Genomic DNA, 24862 nt, shown 5'->3' with positions numbered 1-24862 from the left:
AGGCTGGCTGTGGCCAGGACTGCCGTGAGTTTGTGGTGTTGCCGACTGCCGGCCGCCCTGCGGGATGCAAGGTGACGGGGAGTTTTGGAAAAGGTTCTTGAGCGACCGGCGAAGGCAAGACATGCCAAACCAAGCTGAAGAACACTGCGTTTGCGCGTGTCCACCGAGGGATCCCCACTTCATTCGGATGCTCCCCAGCTCCGCATGCATTGGTTATTCGCCCCACGCCGTTTCCGGCTGCGTCTACGTCCATCTTCCACCAATTTTCACATTTGTCACTACCAAAGTCCGGAAGAGGTCCACCTTGGGCCCCGCGAGCCGTCCGTCTTGACCGCACAACGGCTGCACCGCACGATTGAGGTGGAGGTCACAATGCGCAGACTGTTCCTGATGGCGGTGCCGATAGTGATGGCGCTGGCCGCCTGCACTGTGCCGTCGTCCGAGCCACCCGCTGGAACCGGTTCGCCGGCGACCAGCAATGCCAGCGCCACCGCCGGGCCCGGCCAGCCGCCGTCGTCCGCTCCGGGAAGCAGCGAAACTGCTCCGGGAAGCAGCGAACCGAGCGGCGTTGCCCCGGCAGCGGGCGACGACGAACCGGGCCGCTTTTCCTACCTCTGCACGAGCCTTGACGCATCGCCCGAAGTCCAATTGTCGAGCTTGGCGGAAGTTTGGGCTGCCACCAATTACACCCGCATGGATTCGTGTGGCGTCACGTTCGAGGGGGACGGGCAGTTTGAGCCCACGCCTCGGGAAGCTGAAGCCATTTCGACAGCTGCGCCGCAAGGCGTGGCAGCCGGTGACGGGCTGGACACCATGCTGGATATCCTTCGCCTCTGCACAAGGATCAGTGATGAAACCGGGCCAGGCGGATTTGCCGAAGCAAGTAGGGCGACGTTGCTGGCAGCGGCGGAATTCTGTCCGGACGCTCCACAGGGAAAGATCATTGCCGCTTGGGCAGGGGGCGCCAGGGTGGGAGATGGGACCCACGTGGCGGGCGAGAACCAAGAGCCGGGGCGATGGCAGTTGATTAAACCGGCCGTCGAGACGGGCGGTTGCGCATGGTCCGTCACGAGCCAGGACGGCTCCGTTGTTGCCAACGGTGGCCTTGCAGAGGCGGGTAACGCAGTGGAACTGAAGCCGGGCCAGAAGTTTACTAGTGACAAATGCGGAATTTGGGGGAAGATGTACTAAGACGCAGCCGGAAACGGCTTGGGGCGAATAACCAATGCATGCGGAGCTGGGGAGCATCCGAATGAAGTGGGGATCCCTCGGTGAACATGCGCAGGCGCAGTGTTCTTCAACTCGGTGTGGCAGGTCTTGCCCTGGCCGGTTGTTCAGGAACCAAAGTAGATACTTCCCAACCAGCCGCACTCGATATGGCACCGGTTATCGCGAGCGACGACAAGGTCCCCATTGAGCGTCCGGAACCTCTGATCCGGTACCAGTTCACGTGTACAGCGGCAGATGGCAGCCTCATTGGCAAATTTTCGAGCCTCGAGGAAGTCTGGGCTTCCACCCGGTACATGCACGTCACTGACTGCCAAGTGGTCTACGTCGGAAACGGCCCGCACCTCCTGACTCCGGAAGAACGGGCAGCCGTCAACGCGGCTGTTGCGGCCGGGGCGGCGCCTGGACAGGACTCCGCTTTGTGCCTGCTCATTATCAGGGCCTGCACACGCACGGATCACAGGACACTTGCAGCTTCACTCGCCGCGTACGGCATACCCGTAGTCAAGGGCGCTTTGACGCTGGCTCCGTTGGCTCCGCAGGCTGCCCAGCTCACCAGGTGGCTGAAGACGGCAGTACCCCTGCAAAGCTGAATATGGGTGGGCCCCGGCAGGATTTACAAGGCCGGGACGCCACTTATAGAGGCCGATATCCATCCCTTCCAACCACACAAAATTGCGGGATCACATGGTCTAATGAAAGTGGTCTCACGTATTGGCTGTTCAGCGTATCCGGGAAACGGACTTTGTTGCAGAGAAAACAAAGATCACCCGTTGCGCACAATCAAGGAGTGATCTTTTATGGCGTTCAGAATTGGAACTGCAAGCGCTGACATAACGCCGTCGCTGAGCACCAATCCCTACATGGCCGGATATGGTTCGACTGACGGTGGACGCGAGGCCACCAGCAGCTCACCGTTTGAGCCGTTGTATGCACGGGCGATTCTTATCTGGGAAGACGCCCACCCCCACATCATTATCAGCCTGGACGTCCTGGCTTTGCCGCGGGCCATGCATCAAAGGATCCGTGACAGGATCATTGACCTTACCTCGTGGTCCAGCAGCGACATCCTGATCCAGGCAACCCATACGCATAATGGACCCGCATTGATTGATACCCTTCACCCCTTCATGGCGTATGGGCTCGCGGACCTGGGTTTGGTGCGTTCCTACAGTGCCGATCTTGAAGACACCATAGTCAACCTTGCCCAGGAGGCGCTGGATGCGGATGAAACGGCGGTGACTTTCGACTATAAAGTTTCGACCCAGAATTTTTCCGCCAACCGGGTTGGGTTGCCATACACCGAGACTGCCGTGCCGATTCTGGTGGCCAGGCGGGGCAATGGTACGCCGGCTGCAGTGATTTTCAGCTATGGATGCCACCCCATCAGTGCTGGGCTTCGGACACTTTTTGATGGTGATTTCGCCGCAGGTGCCTGCAATTATATTGAGAACCGGAACCCGAATTGTTTTGCAATGTTCGTTCAGGGGCCGGCCGGTGACCAGGACCCGGGTGGAGTCCGCAGTTGGCAACTACGGGATCAGCACGGGGACGCGTTGGGTGCCACGGTGCACTCAAACATGCAATCGGCCGGGCGTGCGCTGAGCGGCCCCATGGTCACGCGGTACCAGGAGGTCCAGTTGCCGCTGGATATAACCCCAACAGCAGGAAACCTGGCCGCAGTCCGCGCTTCCTATGTAGCCCGGCTCGCCAACCCCAACGGCCAACCCCAGTGGTACCAGCGCCATGCGCAGGTCATGATCGGGCGGATCGACAGCAACAGTATTGAAACGGCTGTGCCGTCACCCTTCCAGGTATGGAAATTCAACGGAAGCCCGCAATTAAAAATTGCCATGATTGGTGGGGAGCTCGTCAGCGGGTACGCAGCCTACTTCCGGAGCAGGAATGGCGGGAACAACGGAGTTATTGTTGGAGGTTATGCAAATGAATCATGCTGCTATATCCCAAGCAATGAATTCTTTCCACCGTTCATGCCGCTGGGCAGCTATGAGGGTGGATGGGAGCCTGATTTCCCGGGAATTGCCGGTGGCTCAATGACGGTGTATGGACATTTGGCCCATTTCAAAGCGGGTACCAATGGTGTGGAGACGACGCTTGTCAATGCGATGAATGCCTTGCTTGCCTAAAGTGTGCGAAAGTTGGCGGGCCCGCCCGAGGAATCCTCGGGCAGGCCCGCCATCACTTTATGACCCCGGCCGCTACCTGGCAGCCGGTGCCAGAATTGTCAGGTTGCTCCAGCCCGTACCAATCTTGGTTGGTGTTCCCCACGACCTGTTGGCGCCCACGGGGTAGTATCGCAGGTCCCCGACGGTGGTCTTCCCGATGATGCCCAGCGAACCGGCACCTGCGAAACCACGAATCGCTGCAAAATCTGACATTACATTCCAGCCCGTGCCCACAACGCCGGCGGATTCCTGGATAAAGTTCCCGGACCCGTTGGATCGGTACAGCTTGAGATCGCCGGTGCCCGTTTTGACGAGGAGGTCGGCATTGGAGTCCTTGTCGAAGTCCACGTGTGTGATCTCCAGGCCCGTCCAGCCGACGCCAATGGATACACCGGTGGAAACGGTTCTTCCGGTGGGATTGTTGAAGTAGTACAACCGGCCCGTGGCGTCATATCCCACAATTCCGGGATGTGCGTCAGCTTTCTTCCACGTGCCGACACTCAGCGTCCAGTCTTTCCAGTTGCTCCCCAGTGAGATCGCGGCTCCAAAGCCGCTGCCGTTCCTGCCGGGATAGACGTTCAAGCGCCCGTCGGACCACTGCGCCACGATGTCCAAGGCGCCGTCGCCGTTCCAGTCTGTGACGAAGCCCGCCTTCAACCCCGCCCAGCCAGTGCCAATGAGGTCTTCGGGCAACAATGCAGTGGTGCCGGTTCCCGGGTAGCGGTAGAGATTGGCATCGGGGCGGACTGCCACGATGTCCTCTTGGTCAATCCCAAGGGTGGACTCCACGTCCAGTGCTGCACCGCTGATGAGGCTTGCATCGTTCCACCCCACGCCGATAAGGCTGCGGTTACCCCACGATCCGGAACCGGCGGGGTAATAGTAGAGGTCTCCGTTCGAGGCCCGGGCGTGGAGTCCCTGCGAGTCCGCTCCATTGAAGTTGATTGCTGAGCTCACTGCCGTCATGCCACCCCAGCCCGAACCAATGACCCGACCTGGCTCGCTGATGAAGCTGCCCACACCGTTGGAGCGGAAAAGCCGCAGGGTGCCGTCCGTTGTGCGTGTGACAATGTCCTGGTTGCCGTCGCCGTCGAAGTCGATCTGGTTCAGTTGGTGTCCGCTGAACCCGGTTCCTATCAGGACACCGTTCCCGAGTCCGCCGCCGCCACTGTTCGAGTATCTGTACAGGTTCCCCCGATAGTCCTGGCCGATCACTCCGGGATAGGCATCCTTGACGTTCCACCAGCCTACGGTCAGGGACATTTCCTGCCAGCCGGAACCCACTTGGATGGGCGCGTAGAAAGAACCCCCGGGAGCTCCCCGGAAGACCTTCAGCGTCCCGTCGGACCACTGGGAGAGGATGTCCTGGACTCCGTCCTGGTTCCAGTCCACCACGTAGAGCGCCTTCGCGCCGGACCATCCCGAGCCGATGGCCACAGGGCCGGTGATTCTGCCGGCCCCATTCGCCGGGAAAGCGTCCAAACGTCCTGCCGCGCTGGTGGTCAGGATGTCTGCGGCTGACTTAATGGACGGATTGGAAGGATATGAAACCCCGCGGGCAAAGGTCCGCAGCTGGTCGTAGCTGCCGTTGAAGATGTTTGAATCGCCTTCGAAGGGGCCGGTGCTGCTGTACTGCCACATGGTGTAGTTGCTCCAACTGACCGGCATGGAGCCGGGTGAGTTGGTGGGATTGTTCCAATAGGAAGCAATCCAGAGTGGATAGCTGCCGAACGTCGTGTTGCCAACGCAGGTGTTCCACCAATCGGTGGTGCTGTAGATGACCGGGAAGCGGCCGGTCAGGGCCTTTACGGTGTTCCCAAAGTCAGCTGCCCATTGCCCCAACTGCGCCTTGGACATGTCATAGCAGGTGTTCCCGAAGTAGAACCCGTTGATGGTTCGCCCGGCATAGGGGTTGTATTCGATGTCCAGGACCGGCGGGAGGGTGTACCCGTCAGCCGTCCAGCCACCACCGTTCGCTACGAAGTACCGTGCTTGATCAGCACCTGATGACCAGTTGGGGATGGCGAAGTGATAGGCACCCCGCACCATGCCCACATTGCGGGATCCGTTGTACTGCTGTGTGTAGTTCTCGTTGAGGTAGTAATTGCCTTCGGATGCCTTGACGTACGCCCAACGGGATCCTTGGTTCCACTGGCTTTGCCAGTTCACGTTTCCTTGGTGGGCACTGACATCCTGTCCTGCAATGCCGATAGTGGGCCGCCAATGGCCCGGATCGGCGGCCAAGGGGACGGCGGCGTTGACTGTGCCTCCTACTGCCCGTGACCCCGACGCTCCCGAAGCGTCTTTGCCCTGCTTGGCTGCCAGCACCCGGGGAGACCGTTGGCCCATTTCTGCGCCGCCCGCCGGGATGGCTGCCAGCATAGCCGCCTTCATCGCTTCAGCGTTCGGGGCGTTGCCGGGCATGGCCATCGTTGAGGGCGGCTGCGCTTGGGAATCGTTCGTTGACCCGGCTGCCGGCAGCGGCACTGTTGCAGGTGAAGGCCCGACGGCGGGCAACGGCTGCTGCTGCCCGGGCACCTGGGTCTCCGCGGGAGTCGGGCTGCCGGGGGATGGTGCCGGGGCACCGGTACCTGCTGGTTCCGGCACTGGGGTTGCTGACTGGGTCTCCGGTAGAGGAGCTGGGCGTGGTCCGGTCGTTTCCGCCCAGGCGGGAGATCCAAGGCAACTGCCCGCTGCCAGGGCGATCGTCAGCGCCAGGCCGACCCGGGCCAGCGGAGTCCGGCGGGACAGGTCACTTGAACGTCTTTTCATCTTTATATCCGGCCCTGTACCGCGGCTCAGCGGCGCATGGGGTGGCTTGCGGCCAAGCTCCGGGGCGGGCGCTTGCGCATGAGACCAAAGGCCAGCTCCTAACGGGCTTTACCATAACATCCTGAAACTGGAGTGACTAGTGGGATTTGGGTTGCTGACGTGACTGCTGATCCACAGTTATCCACATGCCCGCTCCTCTGGGTTGAAGGGGTGTGGGGGCTCCCTTAGCGTGAATGAGGCGAGATGTTCCTCTCGTTTATCAAACTTCGTGGGCGGTGGGGGAAGAAGTGGATGCTGTAAGGATCGTCGAGGGAGAAGTCAGGGAGCTCATCCGGCGCAGAGGATTGGATCCCCTCGAGCAGGCTTCGGATGTCAGGCTTCTGGTGGAAGCGGCAGTGAACGACTACGACGAACGTGCGCTTTTGGGCCCCCTTCCTTCCCTCGGCCACCTTGAGACTGCCCGGCGGCACATCTTCGATGCGGTGGCAGGCTTCGGGCCATTGCAGCCACTCCTGGACGATGCCGCGATTGAAGAGGTCTGGATCAATGCACCGCACGAAATCTATGTTGCCCGCAACGGTGAATCGGAACTGACGGGCATGAGCCTTACCGAGCAGCAGGTCAGGGACCTTGTAGAACGAATGCTCAAGAGTTCGGGGCGCAGGCTGGATCTTTCATCGCCGTTCGTCGATGCCGCCCTTCCTGATGGTTCGCGGTTGCACGTCGCCATCCCGGACATCACCCGGAAGCACTGGGCCGTCAACATTCGGAAGTTCATTGCCCGGGCAAGCCGCCTGGAGCATTTGGTCGAGCTGGGAAGCCTTACGCCGCAGGCGGCCCGGTTCCTTGGAGCAGCTGTGGCCAGCGGTCTCAATATCCTCGTATCGGGTGCCACCCAGGCCGGGAAGACCACAATGTTGAACTGCCTTGCTGCACACATTGGTTCCCGTGAACGTGTCATTACGGTGGAAGAGATCTTCGAACTGCAACTCCCGCTGCGCGACGTCGTGGGACTTCAGTGCCGGCAACCCAACCTGGAAGGAGGAGGCGAAATTCCGCTGCGGCGGTTGGTCAAGGAAGCCTTGAGGATGCGCCCGGACAGGCTGGTCGTGGGGGAGGTTCGTGAAGCGGAGAGCCTCGACATGCTGATTGCGCTTAACTCCGGCTTGCCAGGCATGTGCACCGTCCATGCGAATTCCGCACACGACGCAGTGACCAAGATTTGCACGCTCCCGCTTCTGGCAGGAGCAAATATTTCCAGTGCTTTCGTAGTGCCCACAGTCGCATCCTGCATCGACCTCGTGGTGCACTGCAGCCGCCACTCCACGGGCAGGAGGCAGGTGACTGAGATCCTCTCCCTTGGACGGAGGGTCGAAAATGGAATCATCGAATCCTCGGGTGTGTTCGGCATGGTCGGCGCGCAACTGCTGCCACGGGCCAACTCCATGCCTGCCGCGGAGAAGTTCGCCCGGGCAGGATTCGACGTCGCCGCCCTATTGGAGCTGAACTGATGGCGCCCCTTCTTGGCATCCTCTGCGGCCTTGGGGTGTTCCTCATCTGGTGGTCCTCGTGGGTACAACCGCAGGTAGAAGTGAAGGAGACAGGCCCCGGGCGCCTTGAGCTGCTGCTCACCTCAGCCGGAATCGAGAAAGTCACGGGTGGAGGCCTTCTTCTCACGTGCGCAGGCTTCGGTCTCTTCGCCTTGCTGGTGTTCTACGTCGTCACGGGATCGCCTCCGGTTGCAGCCTGCTTTTCCCTCTTTGCTTCGTGGGTTCCTTTCGCAGCGGTCCGTTGGCGGGCGCGCAAACGTCGGGCCGCACTTCGACTCCTGTGGCCGGACATCGTGGACCACTTACGCTCAGCCATACGTGCCGGTCTCGCCCTGCCGGAAGCGCTGATCCAATTGGGGTACAAGGGACCGGAAGAACTTCGCATGCTGTTCCTGGACTTTGGGGCGGACTACAGATCCGGCGGACAGTTTGAGGCTGCCCTGAACAGGCTGAAGGCACGGCTGGCCGATCCTGTGGCGGATCGTATTATCGAGGCACTCAGAATGACCCGCGAGGTTGGTGGTTCGGATCTCGGCCGGATGCTTGGCACTCTTTCCGAGTTCCTGAGAGACAGCGCGCGCACGCGAAGTGAGCTTGAAGCCCGACAGTCATGGACCATCAATGCAGCACGGCTTGCGGTAGCGGCGCCTTGGGTGGTCCTGGTTGTCATGGCCAGCCGGCCTGAAGCGATGCTGGCCTACAACTCGGCCACAGGAGCCATGGTCTTGCTCGGTGGGCTGCTGGTATCCGTTGTCAGCTACTCGGTGATGCTGCGGGTTGGGGCGTTGCCTGAGGATCGGCGGGTGCTTCGATGACCACTACCACCGCGTTCGCCGTGCTCTACGGGCTGCTTCTAGGGGCGGGTTGCTGGCTGATCCTGGTGCGGCTCCCCTTCATGCGCGGAAACACCTTTTCGGACCGTATAGAGGCCCAGTTGAGGTCACGGAACCTGGAATCCCGGCTCCTGCGCACACCAACCTATAACCTCACACCGTTCGGCCCGCTGGAGAGGATAGTGCGTCCCATCATTGGTGACGCCATCACGTATATGTCCCGGTTCAATATCGGGTCTGCGGCGCTGGGAAAGAGGTTGGCGCGTGCTGGCTCTTCCAAATCCACCCTGGACTTCCGGGCCGAGCAGCTCCTGTGGGCCGGCGCAGGTTTCGTAGTGGCGGTACTTGTCGTCGTGATAAGCGCCGCCGCAGGGCAGTTCAGCCCGGCTTTCCTTGTTGTTTGTGTCGTCACTGGTGCAGCAGGGGGGTACATGCTCCGTGACTATGTTCTGGGACAACGGATCAAAAAGCGGGAATCGGCGATGCTGTCCGAATTTCCCAGTCTCGCGGAGTTGATGGCGCTCGCCGTTGCTGCAGGCGAGAGCGCCATGGGCGCCATGGACAGGGTAAGCCGCAGTTCCAGTGGGGAACTTTCTGCAGAGTTTGGTCTGGTCCTCGCTGATGCCAGGTCCGGCAAGTCACTTTCGGAGGCACTCCACGCGTTCTCCATGAGGTCGGAGCTGCCGCCCTTGGTCAGGTTTTTTGACGGGCTGGTGGTCGCGGTGGAACGGGGGACGCCCTTGGCCGATGTCCTCCGGGCGCAGGCCGCGGACGTCCGCGACGCCGCAAAACGCGAGCTCATGGAGTCCGCAGGCAGGAAAGAAATTGCCATGATGGTTCCCCTCGTTTTCGGGGTGCTCCCGCTGACAGTCGTCTTCGCTGCCTTCCCGGCCATGGCTGCGCTGGAAATCAGCCTGTAAGCCAGCCGTCAAGAACGCCCAGGTTTTATCCGTCGAGGCAGTCCAGTCCATGGATGCAGCACGGTCCACCGAATCCACCGCATCACTTCACGCCATATCCGTCCGCCGATCCATTCATCCTGGGGAGAACAATGAACCGCATTACAAGAAGACTGTCCGCCACCTCCTTCCTGAGCGTCGTCAGCAGCTCGTGGGTTATGGCGGTCGCGTTCAGGGGACTGTCCTGTGCCGAGGACCGGGATCGAGGGGATGTGCCTGGCTGGGTCATGATTACTCTAGTGACTAAGCTCTAATCTCCCCCTTGGGGTCGCGGGTACGGCTTTGACCCAAGGCCTCTTTCTTGTCGGCCCCTGCGCGTAGGTTTGTCTGGATGCTCACCGACCACGAAAAAGCCATGATCAACCTCGCTGGGGAAGACTTCAAGTATGCGGGCTCTCTGGACACGGCGGCCATGGAACGCTTCGGCATGACGCCGACCCGCTTCTGGCAGGAAATGAACCGGATCCTCCGGACAGAGTCTGCTGTTGCGTACCGCCCTGCGGTCGTGGCCAGGCTAAGGCTGAAACTTCCAGCCCGACGCAGGCAAGTTCCCTCACGCCTGCTCGCTCGCTAGTTCGGGGCAGCCGGCCCATCCGAAAGTCTTGATCGGTGGGCCAGCCGCGACGAGGTCTACCGGAGAAGGTCATCAAGGATGATCGGAAGGATCACCCTGACCAGGCGGAACACCTCTTTCACGATGTACCAGCGGCTGTGCTCCGGATGGTCTTTACGACGGGCTTTGGCTTTGCGCGTGGGCATTCTGGTCTCCTTAGGAAGAGGGAGCCGCTGCCCCTGTGGATGATCGGCCTTGATTGCGTCAAAGACTCGCATCTAGGTACGATCAAAAGGAGCAGCGGGCATCCCGTTACTCTGTAGACCGGTTTCCCCTCCACTGTTTGGCGACGTCGAAGGGGAGCCGGTCTTTGTGTTTAAGATCTTACCGATTGCGCCTGACACAAGCGGGCGAGAGTGTGTCATCCTATGCGAGCGAAATAGGTCGGTTTAGTGCGTTTTGCATAGGTTCGTGTAGGCCTGCACACCGCGGAATGTAGAGGTTTCCGAGGTTTCCCCAGCCCGAAAAATGTATCTCGAACTTGGGCGTGTCTTTCGTAGTCCACAGGCTTATCCACAAAGAACTGTCATGCCTTTGTGCTGGCGTGGAGTCTTATTCTCTTACTCAGGTAGGAAGCCTGGGGCCCGTTTCCCCCACTGGATGGAACGTAGCCATTCGGGGCATCGGTTGTACTCGTCGATATCCCACTCCGAATTGGTGACTGGACGTATATTGTCCTTCGGCAACCACGCGGTGAGGCTTTCCTTGTCGTCATCGAACCACTGCACGCTAACCTGTGTTCGATTCCAATGGGTGGCCAGTGCGTAAACTCCAACTTTGCCGCCGGCCCTCAGTGGAACCACTGCGTGTACTTTGGGTTGCTGTCCAGGTTCCCATGAGCGGACGTCCTCTACGGGTCCCACACGGTCCGGATGTTCAAACTCGTATGTGACGCCATCAAGGATGAACGACGTCGGCGGATAGATCGGCATCCACCAATCATGCCAAGGCTTTTAATTGGTACCGATTCTTGGGAGGATAGGGTATGCCCATCTCAAAGCGTCACATGCTTGTTATCCCAGATGATTTGGATGACTGGGTAAACCCTGGCCCTGCTGAAGCTTTTCGTTGACAAGCACCTCAACGATGAAGGCCAGATGGTTCGCACCGGCCCTCTTAGGTTTGACTCAGCCGGTAAACCGTTCGTGTCATTCAATGCCCAGCCCTTCGGGCAGGTCTCCAAAGCACTTACGGACTTTGGGCTGCCGGCAAAAGTCAAACTCTGGGATATCTGGGCCGAGGGTTACTGCACCACTGGGGAGCAGGGCGGGGCCGTTAGCCTCACAAAGGAAAACCCAATTGCGGCAAGTAATTTCGATGAAGCTGTCCAGATTCACGTAGAGCGGTTGAGGACCGAGGGTTGGGAGCCGGACTACCCCGGACAAACGGGCTCTTCACGGTTCGTGGTGAACGTTCTGCCGTGAGGGATGTTCATGCCGCTGTTCTGGCGGCACTGCGCAACAGGATACGGGTTTTGTAGTTGCGTGCGTTGGTGAATCCCCGACCCGTCCTCTTTATGTGTTTTATCGCGGTGTTGTTGGCTTCCACTTTCGCGGTTGTCGCACCGGTGACAATGAGGACTTCGATCTCTTTCCACCACCGGCAGATTGTGCGCCACAGCCGGTTCGTCTCCGGCTGCGCGGCTCGCTCGACCAGGACCTGCAGCCGGTCCTTCGCGGCGGCAGCGTCGGCAAGAGAGCCGGTAGTCAGCAGGGCCCGGAGCTGTTCCTTGACCAGCCACGCGGCCTGCAGCTTCCCGGTGACATCGTCGGTCGCGAACACGTTGCTGAGCCTGTCCCGGGCCCGATCCGAGAGCGTGTCCCCGGCGCGCAGGAGCAGTCGCCGGTTGGCCCAGACCGGATCGATGGAGCGCCCCCGCCGACCATGGGTCTGCTGGGTGAGTCGTTGCCGGACTTCGGTGAGCATGTCGTTGCCGAGCTTGACCAGGTGGAACGCGTCGACTGAGACAGCGGTGCGTGGAAGCCACATCCGCAGGGCCTTGCGGAACGCCGCCGAGGGGTCGATGGCAACGACCTGCACGCCCAGCCGCCACTGAAGCGGGCGGGCGAACAGCCAGTCTCCTACCCCCTCGCTGTCGCGGCCGTCAACGATCCCGAGGACTTGTCCGGTGTCGAGATCGACGATGGTGGTCATCCAGGGTTCGTAGCGTTTCCAGGCCTTCGTGGCAGGGTCGCGGAAGAACCGCACGGACCGGTAGCGGTGTTCATCGATGCCGAGCATCCGCGGTGCCAGGGCATCGACATCGGGCAGCGTCAGCGCCGCGGAATCCAGTGCCCGCTGGACAAGCCACCACGAGACACCGAATGAAGAGGCAGCCTCGGCGGCGGCCCTCCCGGAACCGATCACGGCGGCCACCAGGGCCTCACGGAGCCGGCGGGTGGACCGTGCCCGGCGCGGTACCTCGGCTGTCTCCTCGGTGAATGTCCGGCGGGGGCACAGGTACTCATCGCAGAAGAACCTCCGCTTGGCCCAGACCACTTCGACCGGGCCGGCGACAGGGATGTCACGCAGGCGTTGTGACCGGCGTGAATGCACGCGGGTGCTGATCACGCCGCAGGACGGGCAGCCGGCCTCGGCGGTGGCCACGACGCGGATCCGTCGCTGCCCGAAGGCGAGGACCTCGGTGCCGGTGACCCGGTAGTCGGGCAGGTTGAAAATGGCGGTGGCAGCATCGGGGCGCGGCGAAGTAGGCTCGTTCAAGGCTCGTAGCTCCTGACTCTTGATGAATGCGTAGAGAACATCCATCACAGCAGGGCTACGAGCCCTTCAGATTTCAAGACACGGAACCTGTTTCACCATCAACCGCGAAGAGCCGACAAACGCACCCCGCCGATTACTATCACCGCATTTCTGACGGCAAGTCGAGCATGTGGGGATGCGGACTGTTCCCGGATGAGGCCTCAGCGCGGAAGGCTTTCGGATGAGCGGCCCGACATGGCTGGCGAAGCTCCGCAGGTACGGTGGCGGTGAGTCCGTGATGTCTAGCCACTCAACGCACCTTGCCGCGCAGGAAGTTGTGCACGACTGGAACACCCGCTACCAAAGCGACATGGCCTATGTAGAGCTCTACGAGCCAGCCAAGGACGGATGGCCAACACATGCCCAATCCCTTGCCATAGTGGAACGCATCCGAGCGCAGAAAGAAATCGGATAGGCCCGTGGATTCAGAAACGGATCTCCGTGAGCGAATCAAGAGGCGCGAGCGGGAGGTCCAGCACTTCACCCGCGAGGCCATTAAGTTCGGCACGAGCCGTGATCTCTTTGCATGGGAAGCGAAGTTCCTGGGTGACCCGCAGGAAGTTTGGGACATTGTTCACAGCCTCAGCGCCAAACTCAGGGAAATGTGGGAGCACATCTCGACCGTCTCAGAACAGCTCGCCACTGACCAGGACACCCTCCGTAGACTTACGCGCCCACCCCTTCGTGCCCGCCTGAAGCAACTCTTCTGAAACGACAAAAAGACCCCCACCCCGTGAAGGGTGGGGGTCTTCTCTTACGTCGAGATGATGTTGCTATCATGCTCCCATGGCTACCATCACGTCCAGAGACGACGGCGCACCCGTAGAGTTCGCAACTGCAAGGACCTACGAGGACGCAGGCCGCACTTTCGTGGAACAGTCCGACGCGCTGGCCCTAGTACGACGCATCGCGGCCAAACGCAAAGAACTACTGGACCGCTTGGCTGAGCAGTGACTAAGTACCTTGACGCCGAAACCATTATCGCAATCAACGCCGAGAATGGAGGGCCAGGCGCCGGTGTTCTAGATCGGAATGGTGTTTATGCTGCCGCAGACAGGCCCTCGGCTGGATATGGCGGACACGAAGAGTACGTGACCATTTGGGAAAAGGCCGCCGTGCTCTTGCACGGCATTGCCAGCACTCAATGCTTCAGCGACGGCAACAAGCGCACCGCCTGGTTGGCCATGGAGGCCTTCCTTGGGCTCAATAATCGTGAGCTGCGAGATCTGCCCACGGTTACCTACGAATCCATGATCTTGCTGGTTGCCAGTGACAAAACCAAATTCCAGCCTGCGAAGGTCGCAGAGTGGTTAGAGGAGAACAGCCTCCGAGCCTCAGATCGTGTGGATTTTGCAGCGCTTGGACTCTCCGTCGAGGGACTCGCGAAGGACCGACCGAACAGTTATTACCGGCTACCTGTTCAGATCCTGTCTGTCGCTGAGATGCCTTTTGGAGGGCTTCTCTACGCTGTGGTCCGGCTTCACTGGTACTCGGTTGATGCCGGACGTGAAGTTACGGTGCGGCTGCGCTACAAGCATGACTCCGATGGCGCAATGCTCACGGATCGGGCATTAGGCTCCATCACGGGCCCAGTAGAGAGACACTGGGAAGCGCCATGGTTCCCGAACAATATTCAGCCTTGGACTGACTACCTTGCCCTTACCGTGTTAGCCGGCAGGGACGCTCAGACCACAGTCCAGTTGCTTATCGACGATGAAGTTGCCTGGGAGGAAAGCCTTTCTGTGGTGCTTCGGCCTTCCGCCCCGGACGTCGTACCAGACTTCTTCTAGCCCAGCAGTGCATCTCTACGATTCGTGCTTTCCGCGGCGGTTCAGTTCGGTCAGACCTGCCCGAATCTCTTCAGCTAAGGCTGAGTCCGCGTAATTTGTCGGTGTCCCGGTGTAACTGGGACGCTGGGCAGAGCCGAGGACAGCGCGTGTGAACCAGCTGGGCAGGCGCCGTTCCAGCCAGCGCCAGAACGCGTACCATGCAGCAATCAAGACGGCTGCGACAATGGCGGACAGTGGCGTGCCGTACCCGAGTAGGGCTTCGCGGTGCGGCTCTAGGGCGGGCAGGAGGCCGATGGCCCATGCGATGAACGACCCCCACAGGGCGGGGACGATGGTGCGGAGAATGGATGTGAACATGCTTAGCCTTCCTGGCTCAGTGTGACGGTGGTGGTGGCGGTCGCTTCGAGATCCGCGAGAGCCTCGGCGGCGCCAGCCTTGGCAGCGGTCTTCACGGCCTCTAAGTCCAGCGCGGAGCCGGGGGCGCTCGTGACCTGCTTGAGCGCTTCCAGCAGGCCAGCGTTTTGGCCCTGGATGCCTGCGAGCATGGCCGGGATGGGCCCGGCGACTCGCTTGCCAGCCTCGCCGCCACGCAGCCATGCCCAGACGTCGCCTACCTTGTCAGCGACGTCAGCGAGTCCGCCGCGAGTTCGCCCGCCAGTCTGGCCATCAAGGGCAAGCTGATTGAGCATCAGCGTCGTGTGGTCGTTGATTTGCTTAACTTCTGCTGCGGACAAGGTGTCCTCCTTAGCTGGGGTTGTTTCACCGGCCGGGCCGAGGGAGGCCGAGCCAAGGTATGGGATTGGGTTGACGCGCCCGTAGAACTTGGCGTTGAGGTTGTACCCATCGGGCAGGGCCTCGAAGTGGAGGTGCGCGCCGGTGGAGCCGCCAGTGTTTCCGGACAGGATGAATACCTGGCCTTCGCGCACACGAGCGCCGTTGGCAACCTTTCCGGAGCCGTCCTTGCAATGGCCGTAGATGCCTATGAAGCTGCCATGGTCGATTACCGCGCAGTATCCGGCGAAGTTCGGGGCGATCCACCACGGATTGTCCGCGTACGTTCCGCCCATCCACCCGATGTGGAGTACGATGCCGTCTGCAACGGCCCGCACCGGAGTCCCAACTGGGCACGCGCAATCGAAACCCGCGTGCCCATCTGGCTGATAGTTGCCGAACAGTTCGATGATCCAGTAGTCAGGGTTGCCGGGTCGGATGTCCTTGGTGGGGTTTTCCCCGAATGTCTGGGTGATAGGAAAGTCAACTGGCCTAACCATCGTTCCCCCTTTTGTCGTTGTGCCAATCGGCGCCAATCCGGAGCTGGAAGAACAGGACGGCCAGCCGGACGGCGGCCACCAGAACGGCGCTGTAGATCACGAGGCGGAAGACTTCCCGCAAAGGTGTGGCGCCGAACAGGCCGCTGGTGATGATCAGGATGAACAGGGACGCCAACGATGCCAGCAGCATCATGAGTGCCCGGCCGGTCCGTGTCTTCCACCAGTCCGGGGCTGTGATCCAGTAGATGATTGGCAGGGCCACCCAGAACGAACCGGCCACGTAGCCGATGTACAAGCCCGGGAGGCCCAGCATCGAATACGTGGTCAGAACCGCTGCGCCGATCAGGGCCCAAGTGAACGCCTTGAAGATGGTCCGCTTCACGTGGCCCCTCCTAACTTCCTCATAATTTGTGCTTCGATGGCTGGCGCGAATCCATTGCGGATGTTCACCTCACGGAGATCCGTGACCACCTGGGTTGCTTCGGCTCGCTGCTCCTGAGCAGCCATATGAGCGTCCACGGCTTGCTCAAGAGCAGCTTCAGCCAACGTGTGGTCAACCGGTTCCAACTGCGGAAGCTGGCGAGAGGCCGTCCACTTAGCCCGTAGCTTGCTGAACAGCATGGGCGCCACCCCCTGCCGCGTTCTCCTGGATAGCGGACATGACATGTGCTGAGAACTTCGCGTTCTCGATGAAGTCACTGTTGGTTTTTGCAAGGTCGCCGTTGGTCTTGTTTGCCAAGTTGGCGGCTGACTGCCACAGGTCACGTTGCTTGATGACTTCAGCGTTGTGCTCCTGTAGAACCTTCACCATTTCGGTGTGCGCCGCCCGGGTGACCAGCCGGTGAGTGAACACCAGCCAGAACACCACGAGCGTTGCCGACACCGGAGAAGCGAGGCCTACCCACGCGGGAATTCCGTCGATCATGGGGCCTCCTACGGGCGTGCGAACGCGAAGTTGGAGAGGAACATGACCTTGATGCGCCCGGCTACTTCTTCGGCTTTGAGCCATTCGAGGTAGGAGATCATTTCCGCGAGGGTCCAACGGCTGGCCGCATCGATAGCGTTCGCATGGGTGGAGATGATGATGCCGCGGCCGGTCCCGGCGAGCGAAGTGATGGCTGCTTTCCGGTCCGCTTCTGTCATGGAGTCCACCCACACGCGGGCAAGGCCGGGCACCGGTTCACCACTCATAGGAATCGCGCCACTACCAATGAGCTTCTGCAACCCGGTGTAATAAGGGTGGTAAGCGGCGATGAGCTGCCCGGCCTTCTCGTTGGCGTAGGCACTTGGCGAGTCCCCATTATTGAAGTTGGGATAGACCACGGATGGCTGCACCCAAGTCATGCGGGGATTTGCCGCCGGAACATGCGCTCGGAGTTCCGTGAGGCCGGTAACAATAGTGTCGAACAGTTCTTCATCCGTGGCCGCGTCTTGGTGGTCAGCGGAGTGGTTCGCAATCTCAACCAGCCCGTCAACAACCCAACTATTCACGTCAGACCAGGTCACTTCACCGACACCCTTGATGTTCTCAAAGCCGGGGTCAAGCGAGCGGGAGCAAACGGCGAAGGTGATCTTCAATCCGATACGCCGGACTTCCTCGATCACTTTGGCTTTCATGGTGGCCGGGTAGTCATCCCACACAAAAGCGACAGGAGTAGCGCCAGCGGTAGATATGGGACCCTTCACTAAGGCGCGGAGCTGGTCCCGCTCGATCTGATGCCGCAGCCCCGCATCCAGCGCGGAAGGCAGCGACGCCTTGACCGGGTAGACCTGACGCCACCCCTTGATCGTCGCGTCCCCCGACCGCTTAGCAGCGGTCCAGAGCTCGGTTGTGTAGTCGTTGTTGACATCATCGGTTACCCACTCGAAGTGTTTCGCATCTGACGAGCCAGTGGCGTACTTGATCGTGAGCCAACCGTTACGGGCGATCTGGCCCGAGCCAGAGGGAGGAAGTCCGACACTCGTGGCGATGGAGCCACTGACGTACCAGCGCCCCTCAGCCAGGGTGTAAATGGTGGAACCGGCAAGGGCCGCGCCATTATCGATGAGGGCTTTCGGTCGCGGCCAGAGCTTCTCCCATGGCTGCATGATGCCTGAGCCATCCGGCACAGTGGTCCAGACTTCGCGAGGGGAGTTCGCGTTGACGTAGTTCGTCTCGAACATGTAACTGCGGCGCGTTCCGTCAGCGCGATGCGGCGTGACCGTCACGGTTCCGAGCCGAGCCACAGGCAGGCCAAGGGACGTGGCGACGGCCCCGGACAAGACAGGCGTCACGCCCAGCGGGAGATTGGTGTAAGCGCCAACAGCCGTTGTTGCGTCCGCCTTGTTCCAGGCGGCACCAGGGGGGCCGGCGACACCTGGATCACCCTTAGGGCCTCTGGCGTTGCCAATCTTCACCCATATCAGCGTCATTAGGCGTCCCTCACTTGGTAGATGTCGCCAGTGTTGGCGGGGTTGCTGGGGTTGTTGGCGTCATTGGGGTCCAGTTGGAACCAGATCGCGCCCAAGAGCCCGGCCCATATGGGCGGTTCGGTCGGGGAATAGATGACTATCCCTGTGCCGAGTGGAAGACGAATCAAATCCGCAATGGCACCACCGCCAGCAGGGACCTGAAGCTTCCAGTTCGGGTTGTCCGCCTTGATGAACCTCCCGTTTCCGTCGAGCCACCGGATGACAATCTGGTAGTAGACGTTGGAGGGAAGAAGGTCGTCTGTCGTGTGCAGCTGCACAGTGAAGTCACCATTAGCTTCAGGCGGCACACGGATCGCCTTTGTAGCCAACAGGCGGCCACCGTTGCCCACGGCGGGCTCACTCGGCAGGAACTCGATCTCCGGCGATAGACCCGCGATGGGTTCAAGCTCGAAATCCGAGAGCTTGCCACTGACGGTTACAGTTGCCATGGGCTGCCTCCTGGGCATAAAAATGGCCCCGATTGTGGGGCCTGGGATGTATTAATGTCGGTGGCTGCCGGATAGAATCGGCGCATGCGAAAAATTGGGGGCCTCGTCCTGCTCGGCTTGCTTGGACTCACGGCATGCTCTGCGCCTGCCGGGGAAGTCGCGCCGACAGCAAGCGCCACCGAATCAGCTTCGGCTTCGAAGATCGCGCCGCTGTTGTCGATGCCTTCAGAGAGCGTTTCGGCTACTCCAACGGCCAGCCTGCCGCCTGAGTTCTACGACGACAGCGCCCGCGGCCGCTACCTCGCAGGCGTGAAGAAAGCCTTGAATGCCTGGCGAGACGGCGTCATCCCTTCGGATGAAGAGCTCATCGAGGCGGGTGGAGTGGCTTGCGGACTTCTCGCCCAAGGGAAGACGCGAAATGAAATCGGAGCACTGGCTGGTGGGGACTCGATAGCTGGAGACAACGCCGTCGCTGTTGCTGCCTACGCCGGCCGCGATCTATGCACCCAGTACAGCAATTTCCGCTAAACAATCTCACGTACGACGCCGTTGTTGTCCATGTAGAGGTTGGCTGACACGCCAGTTGCTTGCGGGAGCCCGCTGAGCTTGATCGTAGGTGCAGCCAGTTCGATTCTGACTGCGCTAGCGATCAGCATTCCCAGCGTCGCGCTGGAAGATACGGACCCGTTGGGGAAGTTGACCGCGCCACCGTTGTTGCCGGTGTTCTCCAAGGTGAGGCCGCCCAAGGTGATCTTCTTGCCTGTGGCGACGGTCAGGTCACTATTGAGGGTGGCCGGCCCGGTGATGTCGAGCTCCCCAGACACTGTGAGGTCGCCGGTCACGTCCATGGCGCCGGACACCTCGACGTCTCCAGTGATCTTGGTGAGTCCGTTGATGTCCACTGGGCCGTCTGTGACGAGCTTGCCAGTCACGGTGGTATCGCCGGTGATATTAGTGATGCCGGTGATGTTCAGCTCACCGTTGAACGTGGTGTTGCCGTCCACCATCAGCGGGCCGTCAATGTGGAAATCGCCGGTGGCGACCGTGGTTCCATTGAGTTGCATCTCACCGGACGCGATGAAGATGCCCGTCATGTTGATGGTGCCGTTAGCGTTAAGCGTCCCGATGATCTCCGCTGACCCCGTCACCTTCAGGCCGCCGTTTTCAATGGTGATCATGCCGCCGTCATACACAGACATGCCGCCACGGCCGATAGCCGAACGGTTCTGGTTCGTGTTGTTCTCCAGGCGCTCAACCCTTCGCACCAGCGCCTGGATTGCCCTCATGGCATCAGCCAAGTTGTCGATCGCTGCCACGGGTCAACCGCCTATCTGCTGGAACTGGAGGTTGATCCAGTCCTTGTCGAAGTCGAAGGAGATGAGGCGCCAGTCATGCCAACCGGCGTCAAGGTAGTAGAAGCCGGAAGACTTCACCCGCGCTGTGCCGCCTAGTCGGAGGTCAGCCACGGAAACTGTGCCCGTGGTGGGGATGCTGAAGCTGAGCTGCTGCGTCGGGTCGTTGCTGGCCAGCAAGCCGGACGTGGTGCGTGCCTGTAGTTCCTCGATGGTCTTGCTGCCGAAGTTCGTGACGCGCTCAAGCGCCGGGATAGGCCGGCTGAAGTCAGCTGCATCGCGCACCAGCCGGTCACGTTCGGAGCCTTCACCGGTGCCAATGACCTTGTTGACCATGTTCTGGGCGTTGGTCTGAAGTTTCAGCTTGTGCACTTCGGTCCTCGCCGCGGTGGAGTCCCATTCCCACAGCCCGGCGTTGAGGAGACCGGAGCGCATCACCCATTCAAGGCTGGGCCCGTTCCAGTTGCAGTCGAACTCCACGTTCGGGCCGCCGTCAGCTGTGATGATGTCGTCCAGTGCTGCGGCGCCGTTGAGGAATTCGTAACCGAAGTACTCCCGGCTCTCGCTGCCGGCTTCTGTTGCGGTGGTGATGACGGGCAGGTTGTAGCGGGATACCGGGTCGCCCGTGAGGAGCTTGTTCACGATGAGATTCGCCAACGAGGCAAGCGTGACGTTGCTCCACCTGATCGGCGGGGCTGACTGATCCCCGTTACCTCGAATTGAGAGCAGGTATCGGCGGGCCAGTATCCACCATATGTCCTCGTGCTGCACGGTCAGTGTTCCCGCGTCTTGATCTTCGTCAGCGTCCACAAGGAAGCCTGCATAGACTGCGTTCTCATTCCAGGTGGCCACCAAAGCACGTTCCATCAGCTGGATGGAAGACAAGCTCAAGACCTCTGCAACGGCCGGCTCCTTGACCTTGAATGTTGCTGACCCTCGGCTGCCCGTGTTCAGCGCACGCCCACCGTTAAACGCCATCGCTGGGAGCTCGATCTTGTCAGCCCAGTTGGCCGTGCTGATGGAGTAGTACTTCCACACACGGGCCTCCTAGATGTAGGTATCGAAAAGCGTCAGCGTTGCTGTGGCCGTGCCAGCGAACGGGGGCCGCGGTGCGATTGATACCGCCGTGGGCAGGCCTGGCGTCACAAGCGGGGTGAAGCCGTATCCGATGCCGCCGTGGATGACTGCCCCGTTGATCCGCACCCTCCCGTCTCCGTAGTCCACCGTGTGCGGCTGGCCGGGGATGAGGGGCTGGGTGACCGTGAAGACCTGCCCTTTAATGGTGAGGATGTAACCGCCAGGCATGTTGCCTGCCACCTCGAAGACTGCGGTTGCCCCAGCGTTGCCCTTGTGGTGCACGTTGAGGGCATTTGAGCCCACGGACGCCACGAACGGGCCCCGTGGTTCACCAAACTTCCGCGGGTCAGGGCACCAGAGCTGCAACTGGAACACAGCATTGTTGCTGCCCCGGATCTCATCGATGCTGAGGCTGTCGCGGGAAGCATCAGTCCACTGCGTGAGTCCGCCCTTAGTGACTTGCACCCGCCCGAGTTGCCCGTAAGCGAGCAACCCGGACAAGGTGTTCATCTGGATCTCACGGTCAGCCAGGTTCTTCCCCAGAATCGCGCCAGTGATTGTCACGGACCGCGACTCCTGGTAGCGCGGTAGGACCAGCGAGCCGTGACCTTGTGGCCATGCCAGTTTCTCGCCTCGCAGCGGGACGCTGTCAGTCCAACCGTCTAGGCCGTCCTTGGTGATCGTGAACGGGCCCAAACCTGGCCGGCCGTGGAACTCCAGCCCATCAACCACCACGTACAGTTCGTCAAGCATTCACTGTCCTCAGTTTGTAGTTGAACTGGTTATCGAACGCCCGCGCCACCGAATCAGGGGTCATCTGATCCCTGATGGGCATGTGCACGGTGACTTGTGCGCCAGCCAAAGCGGAAGCGCCCGTGGCCGGCTGGGAGGCACGCTGCCCGCCGGCCGTGGTCGGTGAACTGGTCAATGACGCCGCGGTCATGATGGTGTTCGCGGCCGCGTTGACCTTGTCCTGTTCACTGACGATGCCCTTGGCGAAGTCGCCTGCCAACGCCTTGCCGGAATGGGTGGTGTACCCGGATCCGGAGAACGGGCCGCGCTTGGCGGGCGAATGCGGGAAGAAGTCCGCAACACCCTCCAGGACCCCGCCGACAGCGTCCCCGATGGCGCCGGCCATGCCCATGATGCCGTCAATGAAGCCTTGGATCAGGGCCTTTCCGGAGTCGAGCAACAGGTTGCCGATGTTGCCCAGGGCCCCAAGGACAGCGTCGCCGATCCCACCGAAGAAGCCCAGTAGGTCGTTGAGCATCCCCTGGGCGCCGGTGACGATGGACATGAACGAGGTCACGACATAGTTGACGATGCCCGTGAACGCTGCGGAGAAGAATCCCACCAGAGCATTCAGCCCGTTGATCACTACCGACATCACCAGTTGAATCGCACCAGAGATGATGCTGATGACCAGATTGAAGACGCCACCAACGATGTTCAGGATCCCGGACCAGACCTGCGCCCAGTTCCCCGAGATGATCCCGGTGACAACCTCAATGATGCCCTGCACGATCTGCATGGCCGCGGTGATGATGCTCACGATGACACCGAAAACGGTGACGATAATGGGCATCAGTGCCTGGATGATCGGAATCAGCAGGCTGGCAATGGTGGTGATCAGCGGAGCGATGGCCGTGACGATGTTCCCGATGATCGAAATCAGCGGGGGCAGCACAGCCGTGATCAGTTGCGTGAAGATCGGCGCCAGCTGCGTCAGCAAGGTCGTGACCAGCGGCAGGATGGCCGCCAGAAGCCCCATCACCACGGGGATGATCGCTGCCAGGACCTGTTCGAACAGCGTGAACAGTGATGTCACGAGCGGCATCATGCTGACGAAGTTCTCCGCCAACATGGTGACCAGCTGCTGCACCAGCGGCGCCAGCTGCACCATTGCCTGCGTGAGCACGGCACTGATGACGGTTGCCAGGCTGCTGAGCAGAGACGCAATCTGCGGCAGGACCGGCATGAGCGCTTCGAAGATCAGCCCAACTGGTGAGAACGCCGAGAGGAACTGCAGCACTGTAGGCGCCAGGCCGCCGAACACGGAGGCGAAGTGCTGGAACAGCGGCCCCAGCAACCCGGTCACTGTCCTGAGACCGTTGGCCAGTATCTCCATGAAGCCCGGGAAGCCGTTGGAGGTTATGTCTCCGTCGTTGGCCTTCCAGGCAGCACCGAAGGCGCGGATGCCACCGGTGAACTCGGTGATGAATCCACCAAGCTGAGGGAAGATCCCGGCAAGGCCGCCGGCGCCCAGCCTGTCCACAAGGTTCTGGATGGTGGGCAGGACGCTGGTGTTGATGAAGCCAAACGCCTTGGTCAGGATCGGGAGGAACAGACCACCGATGGAGGTGGTGATGTTCTTCCAGCCGGCCGAGGCGCGCTGCTGCTGCCCTGCCAGGGTGTCCGATTCCTTGGCGAAGTTGCCCTGCGCGTCGGAGGTCTGCTTCATGATCAGCGACAGGGTTGCTGCCTGCTGAGCCTGGTTGCTGAAAGCGCCGTCAACCTTCTGGGCGCCCATGGCGAGGGCTTCAGCGTCGATCTTCGCCTGTGTCAGCGAGACGCCGTAGCGCTCGATGGGGTCCCGTTCGCCCTTGAGTGCTGATGACAGGGCCTCGATGGCTTCACGTGATGTTCCGCCGAACATGGATGAGAGGTCAGCGCCGAGGCCGATCAGCTCGTTTGTTTTCGGGGCGAGCTGGTCCATGGCGGTGCCGCCGTTTTTCAGCTGCGCACCGATCAGGGTTCCGAGTTCGTTGAACTCGTTCTGCGTCAGGCCTACGGAGTTCTGTGCCTGGGTGGACCATTTGAGCATGTCCGAAGCGCTGCCCTTGAAGACAGACTGGATTGCTCCGGCGGACTGTTCGAGCTCACCGGCGCCTTGGACAGCGCTGGAGAAGAAGCTTGAGACCTTATCCACAGCGAAGACGCCGGCCAGGGCGCCCATGGCACCCTTGAACCCGGAGCTGAAAGCGCCGCCGGACTTCTTGCCAGCACCATCAGCGGACTTCTTTGCCGCGTCGCCTGCTTCATCCACGGCGCCGCGGACGGTGGAGGAAAGCTTCTGCTTGACCGATTGCCAGCCGCGTAGGAAGCGGGATCCGGACTGTTCGCCGGAGTTACCTGCCGCGCCGGTGGCGTCTGCCAGTTTGGCTTGTGAGTCTTTGAGCTGGTCTGTGGACTGGCGGGTCTTGGCCTGGGCGTCCACCAGCTTGCGCTGGGCCGTCGCCAGCCGCTCCTCAGCAGCTACGGCGCGTGAGCTGGTTTCGCCGCCCTTAGCGCGGGCCTCAGCCAGTGCCGTCTCAGCAACACGGACCTTGCCGGCGGCGTCCTGCTCGGCAAGGCGGGCACTGGACAAGGCCTTGGAGCCGGACGCTATCTGGGCGTTGAGTTTCTTGATGAGGGCTTGCCCGGGGTCGCCGGCGCCGACGTTGAAAGCGGAATTGAACGTCTTCCCGCCATCGCGGCCAGCGCCGGACATTTCAGCATTGGTCTTGCTGCGGAACCCCCGGAAAGTGGGGAAGATGGCTACCTGGCCGGACCCAACCTCAGCAGTCATCCGC

At 61.0% G+C, this 24862-nt stretch carries 25 protein-coding genes; 12 read left to right on the top strand and 13 right to left on the bottom strand.

Annotated features, from left to right (window positions below):
• Positions 1-372 precede the first annotated feature (372 nt).
• The 3 genes from AYX22_RS14235 to AYX22_RS14225 all read left to right on the top strand — a co-directional run bounded on the left by AYX22_RS14235 (position 373) and on the right by AYX22_RS14225 (position 3374).
• Positions 373-1191: a hypothetical protein gene (locus AYX22_RS14235; RefSeq protein WP_207594011.1), complete on the top strand. Its 819-nt coding sequence runs from the start codon at positions 373-375 to the stop codon at positions 1189-1191.
• A gap of 86 nt (positions 1192-1277) precedes the next feature.
• Positions 1278-1820: a hypothetical protein gene (locus AYX22_RS14230; RefSeq protein WP_207597596.1), complete on the top strand. Its 543-nt coding sequence runs from the start codon at positions 1278-1280 to the stop codon at positions 1818-1820.
• 207 nt (positions 1821-2027) lie between these two features.
• Positions 2028-3374 (top strand): hypothetical protein, encoded by a 1347-nt coding sequence (locus AYX22_RS14225; RefSeq protein WP_207594010.1) that lies wholly within the window; start codon positions 2028-2030, stop codon positions 3372-3374.
• 72 nt (positions 3375-3446) lie between these two features.
• Here AYX22_RS14225 and AYX22_RS14220 read toward each other — a convergent pair whose 3' ends face one another.
• Entirely contained in the window at positions 3447-6185 is a 2739-nt protein-coding gene (locus tag AYX22_RS14220) for a GH25 family lysozyme (RefSeq protein ID WP_207594009.1), read from the bottom strand.
• 287 nt (positions 6186-6472) lie between these two features.
• Between AYX22_RS14220 and AYX22_RS14215 the strand changes: the two genes are divergently transcribed.
• From AYX22_RS14215 to AYX22_RS14200, 4 genes are all read left to right on the top strand, one after another.
• Positions 6473-7696, top strand: coding sequence for an ATPase, T2SS/T4P/T4SS family (locus AYX22_RS14215; protein ID WP_207594008.1), 1224 nt, complete (start codon positions 6473-6475; stop codon positions 7694-7696).
• Positions 7696-8550 carry a type II secretion system F family protein gene (locus AYX22_RS14210; protein ID WP_207594007.1) on the top strand — a complete coding sequence of 285 codons (855 nt, stop codon included), beginning with the start codon at positions 7696-7698 and terminating at the stop codon, positions 8548-8550. The genes AYX22_RS14215 and AYX22_RS14210 overlap by 1 nt, the downstream gene beginning before the upstream one ends.
• On the top strand, positions 8547-9488 hold the full coding sequence (locus tag AYX22_RS14205) for a type II secretion system F family protein (protein WP_207594006.1): 942 nt from the start codon (positions 8547-8549) through the stop codon (positions 9486-9488). Before AYX22_RS14210 ends, AYX22_RS14205 begins: the two co-directional genes overlap by 4 nt.
• 370 nt (positions 9489-9858) lie before the next feature.
• On the top strand, positions 9859-10101 hold the full coding sequence (locus AYX22_RS14200; protein WP_207594005.1) for a DUF3263 domain-containing protein: 243 nt from the start codon (positions 9859-9861) through the stop codon (positions 10099-10101).
• A gap of 56 nt (positions 10102-10157) precedes the next feature.
• Here AYX22_RS14200 and AYX22_RS24315 read toward each other — a convergent pair whose 3' ends face one another.
• Together AYX22_RS24315 and AYX22_RS14195 are read right to left on the bottom strand one after the other, a co-directional pair.
• Positions 10158-10286, bottom strand: coding sequence for a hypothetical protein (locus AYX22_RS24315; protein WP_278251930.1), 129 nt, complete (start codon positions 10284-10286; stop codon positions 10158-10160).
• Positions 10287-11571: 1285 nt separating this feature from the next.
• Positions 11572-12906, bottom strand: coding sequence for an ISL3 family transposase (locus AYX22_RS14195; RefSeq protein WP_231941989.1), 1335 nt, complete (start codon positions 12904-12906; stop codon positions 11572-11574).
• Between the two features lie 175 nt (positions 12907-13081).
• On the opposite strand from AYX22_RS14195, the gene AYX22_RS14190 reads away from it, so the two are divergent.
• From AYX22_RS14190 to AYX22_RS14175, 4 genes are all read left to right on the top strand, one after another.
• Positions 13082-13315 (top strand): hypothetical protein, encoded by a 234-nt coding sequence (locus tag AYX22_RS14190; protein WP_207594004.1) that lies wholly within the window; start codon positions 13082-13084, stop codon positions 13313-13315.
• Between the two features lie 4 nt (positions 13316-13319).
• On the top strand, positions 13320-13610 hold the full coding sequence (locus AYX22_RS14185; protein ID WP_207594003.1) for a hypothetical protein: 291 nt from the start codon (positions 13320-13322) through the stop codon (positions 13608-13610).
• 76 nt (positions 13611-13686) lie between these two features.
• A complete protein-coding gene (locus AYX22_RS14180; RefSeq protein WP_207594002.1) occupies positions 13687-13854 on the top strand; it encodes a hypothetical protein in 168 nt (55 codons plus the stop codon).
• Positions 13851-14690, top strand: a complete 840-nt coding sequence (locus tag AYX22_RS14175) for a type II toxin-antitoxin system death-on-curing family toxin (RefSeq protein WP_207594001.1) — start codon at positions 13851-13853, stop codon at positions 14688-14690. The genes AYX22_RS14180 and AYX22_RS14175 overlap by 4 nt, the downstream gene beginning before the upstream one ends.
• Before the next feature lie 15 nt (positions 14691-14705).
• Here AYX22_RS14175 and AYX22_RS14170 read toward each other — a convergent pair whose 3' ends face one another.
• The 6 genes from AYX22_RS14170 to AYX22_RS14145 all read right to left on the bottom strand — a co-directional run bounded on the left by AYX22_RS14170 (position 14706) and on the right by AYX22_RS14145 (position 18861).
• Positions 14706-15047: a hypothetical protein gene (locus AYX22_RS14170; RefSeq protein WP_207594000.1), complete on the bottom strand. Its 342-nt coding sequence runs from the start codon at positions 15045-15047 to the stop codon at positions 14706-14708.
• 2 nt (positions 15048-15049) lie between these two features.
• Entirely contained in the window at positions 15050-15961 is a 912-nt protein-coding gene (locus tag AYX22_RS14165) for a M23 family metallopeptidase (RefSeq protein WP_207593999.1), read from the bottom strand.
• Entirely contained in the window at positions 15954-16343 is a 390-nt protein-coding gene (locus AYX22_RS14160) for a hypothetical protein (protein WP_207593998.1), read from the bottom strand. Before AYX22_RS14160 ends, AYX22_RS14165 begins: the two co-directional genes overlap by 8 nt.
• Before the next feature lie 213 nt (positions 16344-16556).
• Positions 16557-16886, bottom strand: coding sequence for a hypothetical protein (locus tag AYX22_RS14155; protein WP_207593997.1), 330 nt, complete (start codon positions 16884-16886; stop codon positions 16557-16559).
• A gap of 8 nt (positions 16887-16894) precedes the next feature.
• Entirely contained in the window at positions 16895-18373 is a 1479-nt protein-coding gene (locus AYX22_RS14150; protein ID WP_207593996.1) for a polysaccharide deacetylase family protein, read from the bottom strand.
• Positions 18373-18861, bottom strand: coding sequence for a hypothetical protein (locus AYX22_RS14145; protein ID WP_207593995.1), 489 nt, complete (start codon positions 18859-18861; stop codon positions 18373-18375). The genes AYX22_RS14150 and AYX22_RS14145 overlap by 1 nt, the downstream gene beginning before the upstream one ends.
• An 84-nt stretch (positions 18862-18945) precedes the next feature.
• Between AYX22_RS14145 and AYX22_RS14140 the strand changes: the two genes are divergently transcribed.
• Complete coding sequence (locus AYX22_RS14140; RefSeq protein ID WP_207593994.1) at positions 18946-19389, top strand: hypothetical protein; 444 nt, start codon at positions 18946-18948, stop codon at positions 19387-19389.
• Here AYX22_RS14140 and AYX22_RS14135 read toward each other — a convergent pair.
• From AYX22_RS14135 to AYX22_RS14120, 4 genes are read right to left on the bottom strand one after another with little or no spacing between them, the layout of a single operon-like run.
• Positions 19386-20177, bottom strand: coding sequence for a polymer-forming cytoskeletal protein (locus AYX22_RS14135; RefSeq protein WP_207593993.1), 792 nt, complete (start codon positions 20175-20177; stop codon positions 19386-19388). The genes AYX22_RS14140 and AYX22_RS14135 overlap by 4 nt on opposite strands.
• Positions 20178-20180: 3 nt before the next feature.
• Positions 20181-21251 (bottom strand): hypothetical protein, encoded by a 1071-nt coding sequence (locus tag AYX22_RS14130; RefSeq protein WP_207593992.1) that lies wholly within the window; start codon positions 21249-21251, stop codon positions 20181-20183.
• Between the two features lie 9 nt (positions 21252-21260).
• Positions 21261-22043 carry a hypothetical protein gene (locus tag AYX22_RS14125; protein ID WP_207593991.1) on the bottom strand — a complete coding sequence of 261 codons (783 nt, stop codon included), beginning with the start codon at positions 22041-22043 and terminating at the stop codon, positions 21261-21263.
• Positions 22036-24858 (bottom strand): hypothetical protein, encoded by a 2823-nt coding sequence (locus AYX22_RS14120; RefSeq protein ID WP_207593990.1) that lies wholly within the window; start codon positions 24856-24858, stop codon positions 22036-22038. Before AYX22_RS14120 ends, AYX22_RS14125 begins: the two co-directional genes overlap by 8 nt.
• Between the last annotated feature and the right edge of the window lie 4 nt (positions 24859-24862).

Origin of the sequence: Arthrobacter sp. D5-1 (genome assembly GCF_017357425.1) — a bacterium.
In the GTDB taxonomy this organism is placed as follows: domain Bacteria; phylum Actinomycetota; class Actinomycetes; order Actinomycetales; family Micrococcaceae; genus Arthrobacter.
Note: the sequence above shows the minus strand (reverse complement) of the source record. Positions and strands in the feature narration are given on the sequence as shown.